The organism is Mycobacterium sp. 1465703.0 (assembly GCF_001672975.1).
Lineage (GTDB): Bacteria > Actinomycetota > Actinomycetes > Mycobacteriales > Mycobacteriaceae > Mycobacterium.
Genome location: NZ_LZKU01000179.1, coordinates 1 through 3349 on the forward strand (window position 1 = coordinate 1; position 3349 = coordinate 3349).

Consider the following 3349-nt stretch of genomic DNA (forward strand, 5'->3'; position numbering starts at 1 on the left):
CTCACCGACGGCGTACAGACCGAGCACTTCCTGAACACCCGGCAAAGCCGAAAGTTCTTCAGGCGCAATGGTACTCAGCTCGGACTCGGGAAACCTCCGGTCCAATGTGGCGACGACCTCACGCCAGCGGGCCTCGAGCAGGCCCAGGGTGTCCAGTGCCAGCGCGTCGAGAAAGCCGCCGCCGGTCTCGGCCTGGCCGGTTTCGAGGTCGGCCAGCACCCGGACCAGTTCGCCTTGACTCGGCGACACGGGAACGCCCAGTACGTCACCCAGTGAGTGCGCCTGGTCGGTGGAGACCACAAGCACTCGCTGCCCGGCGCTTGCGGCACTGACGGCGGTGGCGCAAGCCAGGGTGGATTTTCCTACCCCGCCTTTGCCGACGAAAAGGCTGATCCGGGCCGGGGCAGGCGCTCGCGATTCAGTGGACTCACTCAGCCTCGACTCGTTTCTTCAGATCTTTCAGCGCGGTGTCAGTCAGCCGGCGTTCGGCCTTGCGCTTGAGCAGGCCGATCATCGGCATGGCCAGATCGACGGAGAGCTCATAGGTTACTTCGGTGCCAGATCCCTTGGCCGCCAACCGATATGAGCCCTCAAGGGAACGCAGTAGCGAGCTCGAAACCAGCGTCCAGCTCACCGATTGGCGGTCTTTGGGCCACTCGTAGGACATCACCATCGTGTCCTTGATGACCGTGGCGTCCATGACTATCCGGGCGACTTTGGGGTAGCCGTCGGCGTCCTTCTCCTGAACCTCGGCTTCCTTGTATTCCGAGATCCATTGCGGATAGGAATCGATATCCGCGATCACCTGCATGACGGTGCCCGGGTCGGCTTCGATGTAGATGGTTTGCGTCGTCTTCTCCGCCACCTGGTTGCTGCCCTCTCTCCCGCGCACCGGTCGACCCCTCCGCCGTGGGGGACCCCGTGGGTCTCGGTCCGACACGGTACTCTCTGCGCGGACCCGACCCGGCTAAACTACCGGAGAAACTCCGACCGGACGTGACCGTTCCAGTGTCGTCTTGACCTCGAAGGCCATTTTTTTGCCCGCCACCCGACGGCGGTGTGTCATCTTTGCCAGATTCAGCTTGGCCAGCTGCCAGGCCGCCACTCCGGTCGGCTCGGCGTGCAGGAAGTAGTGCAGCACGACGCCGTCCAGCGACGGTTCCAGCCAGATCTCCATGGTTCCGGTCAACGCGCCGGTGACCGACCACCGGATGCCCTTTTCCGCGCGATCCTCCACGACCTGCAACCGCAGGTCCGGCCACCAGCGGCGCCAGCTCGACCGATCGGCGACCGCGGCGCCCACCCGCGCGCCGTCGGCGGCGACAAACGTCTCATCCGCGATCTGGATGCTGTTCATGATCACAGCTTCACACACCTGCCCGCCCCGCCGGACCCAGGGCAGGCCAGCGGGGGCGACAAGCAATCACGGCGCCGGCCTGACCCGCTATGGCAGTGCAGGATCAACGCTCGGATTAGGCTGGGCGACAGCAACCCGGCTGCCGGGAATCTTCACGAGGTCAATCGAGGTCATAAGAGTGCGTGAGTACAGCGTCCCCGCCCGCTTCTCCGTCGGCGAACAGGACAACGTCCCGGCGATGGTCTTCGAACACGAGCGCGACGACCCCAACTTCGTCATCTATCAACGTCAAGTCGACGGCGAGTGGACCGACGTCACCTGCGGCGAGGCGGCCAAGCAGATCCGCTCCGCCGCTTTGGGTTTGATCACACTGGGAGTAGAGGCCGGCGACCGGGTATCCATCTTCTCGGCCACCTGCTACGAGTGGGCGATCCTCGACCTGGCGATCCTCTCGGTGGGCGCGGTCACCGTGCCGATCTATGAGACGTCGTCGGCCGAGCAGGTGCGCTGGGTGCTGCAGGACTCCGAGGCGGTGCTGGCGTTCGCCGAGACCGACGAACACGCGGCGATGGTCACCGAGCTGACCGCCGAGCTGCCCGCGCTGCGCCGGGTGCTGCACATCAACGGTTCGGGCCCCAAGGCGCTCGACCAGCTGGTGGAGGCCGGCGCATCGGTGGAACCGGCCGAGCTGACCGCGCGCCTCGAGGCGCTGCGGGCCGCGCATCCGGCGACACTGATCTACACCTCGGGCACCACCGGGCGGCCCAAGGGATGCCAACTGACGCATTCCAATCTGCTGTATGAGATCCGGGGCGCCAAGGAGAGCCTGCCGACGCTGCTCGACGAGGGGCAGCGGCTATTGATCTTCCTACCGCTGGCCCACGTGCTGGCGCGGTCGCTCACTCTGTCCGCGTGCGCCAACAAGGTCACCGTCGGCTTCACCAGCGACATCAAGAACCTGGTGCCGATGTTCTCGGTGTTCAAACCGACGGTGGTGGTGTCGGTGCCGCGGGTGTTCGAAAAGGTGTACAACACGGCGGCGCAGAACGCTGCCAACGACGGCAAGGGCCGGATCTTCGCGGCGGCCGTGCAGACCGCCGTCGACTGGAGCGAGGCCCAGGACCGCGGCCGGCGTGGGCTGGTGCTGCGCGCCAAGCATGCGCTGTTCGACCGGCTCGTCTACCACAAGCTGCGCGCCGCGCTGGGCGGCGACTGCCACGCGTCGGTGTCGGGCGGCGCGCCGCTGGGCACCCGGCTCGGGCACTTCTACCGCGGCGTGGGCCTGACCATCCACGAGGGCTACGGCCTGACCGAGACCAGTTCGGCGATCACCGTCAACCAGGTCGGCAACGTCAAGATCGGCACCGTCGGAACGTTGGTGCCCGGCAACAGCATGCGCATCGCCGACGACGGCGAACTGTTGGTGCGCGGCGGCGTGGTGTTCAGCGGCTACTGGCGTAACGAGCAGGCCACCAGGGACGCCTTCACCGACGGTTGGTTCAAAACCGGCGATCTCGGTGTGCTCGACGAAGACGGCTTCTTGAAGATCACCGGGCGCAAGAAGGAGATCATCGTCACCGCCGGCGGCAAGAATGTCGCGCCCGCCGTTCTCGAGGACCGGCTGCGGGCCCATCCGCTGATCAGCCAGGCGATGGTGGTCGGGGACAACAAGCCGTTCATCGGCGCCTTGATCACCATCGACCCGGAAGCGTTCGACGGCTGGAAGCAGCGCAACCAGAAGGGCACCGGGCCCTCGGTAGGCGACCTGGCCACCGACCCCGACCTGGTCGCCGAGGTGGACGCGGCCATCAAGGACGCCAATCAGGCTGTGTCGCACGCGGAATCGATCCGCAAGTTCCGCATCCTGCCGGTCGATTTCACCGAGGACACCGGTGAGCTGACGCCGACGATGAAGGTCAAGCGCAACGTGGTGGCCGAAAAATTCGCCTCCGACATCGAGGCTATCTACCACTCCGAGTAGCGCGCCGGGCG

Annotated in this window: 4 protein-coding genes; 1 reads left to right on the forward strand and 3 read right to left on the reverse strand. The window is 65.9% G+C overall.

Annotated features, from left to right (window positions below):
* The 3 genes from A5625_RS16225 to A5625_RS16235 all read right to left on the reverse strand — a co-directional run.
* Window positions 1-435 (reverse strand): ArsA family ATPase (locus tag A5625_RS16225; protein ID WP_156748288.1); only part of this gene is annotated, 435 nt, incomplete at its 3' end.
* On the reverse strand, window positions 428-865 hold the full coding sequence (locus A5625_RS16230) for an SRPBCC family protein (RefSeq protein WP_066995794.1): 438 nt from the start codon (window positions 863-865) through the stop codon (window positions 428-430). The genes A5625_RS16230 and A5625_RS16225, both read right to left, overlap by 8 nt.
* Before the next feature lie 102 nt (window positions 866-967).
* Window positions 968-1357, reverse strand: a complete 390-nt coding sequence (locus tag A5625_RS16235) for a polyketide cyclase / dehydrase and lipid transport (RefSeq protein ID WP_066995796.1) — start codon at window positions 1355-1357, stop codon at window positions 968-970.
* A gap of 178 nt (window positions 1358-1535) precedes the next feature.
* Here A5625_RS16235 and A5625_RS16240 point away from each other — a divergent pair, with 178 nt between their 5' ends.
* On the forward strand, window positions 1536-3338 hold the full coding sequence (locus tag A5625_RS16240) for a long-chain fatty acid--CoA ligase (RefSeq protein WP_066995798.1): 1803 nt from the start codon (window positions 1536-1538) through the stop codon (window positions 3336-3338).
* Window positions 3339-3349 lie beyond the last annotated feature (11 nt).